Genomic DNA, 640 nt, shown 5'->3' with positions numbered 1-640 from the left:
CGACAAACCGTTGATGGTCAGTTATCAGGGCCAATGGTACTTCCCGGTGTTCAAGCGCCATACCGAACAGGAGTTCGGCGGGCAACTGCCGTTCCAGGCCGATTACCGCAGCGAGTACGTGCAGAATCTGATTCGCAAGGACGGCGGCTGGTTGCTGTTCCCGCCGATTCCGTTCAGCGACGACACGCCCAACTATGACCTGAACAAACCGGCGCCGAGTCCGCCGACTTCGGTCAATTGGCTTGGCACCGACGATCAGGCGCGCGATGTGCTGGCGCGGGTCATCTTTGGTGCTCGGGTATCGATTCTGTTTGCCTTGATGCTGACTTTCGTCAGCGCGCTGATCGGCATCGCCGCCGGCGCATTGCAGGGGTATTACGGTGGCTGGGTCGACCTGCTCGGACAGCGCGTGCTGGAAGTCTGGTCGGGGCTGCCGGTGTTGTATCTGCTGATCATCCTCTCCGGGTTCGTCGAGCCGAATTTCTGGTGGCTGCTGGGGATCATGGCGCTGTTTTCCTGGTTGGCGCTGGTGGACGTGGTGCGCGCCGAGTTCCTGCGCGGGCGCAATCTGGAATACGTCAAAGCCGCACGCGCCCTGGGCCTGACTGACCGCAAGGTGATCTTCCGGCACATTCTGCCC

1 protein-coding gene is annotated in these 640 nt (G+C 61.4%); it reads left to right on the top strand.

What is annotated here, in order from left to right; genetic code table 11:
- Positions 1–640 (top strand): ABC transporter permease subunit (locus J5M71_RS26405; protein WP_207838409.1); only part of this gene is annotated, 640 nt, incomplete at both ends.

The organism is Pseudomonas sp. 43(2021) (assembly GCF_017490805.1).
Taxonomy (GTDB): domain Bacteria; phylum Pseudomonadota; class Gammaproteobacteria; order Pseudomonadales; family Pseudomonadaceae; genus Aquipseudomonas.
This window is presented reverse-complemented; position numbering and strand designations above follow the sequence as displayed.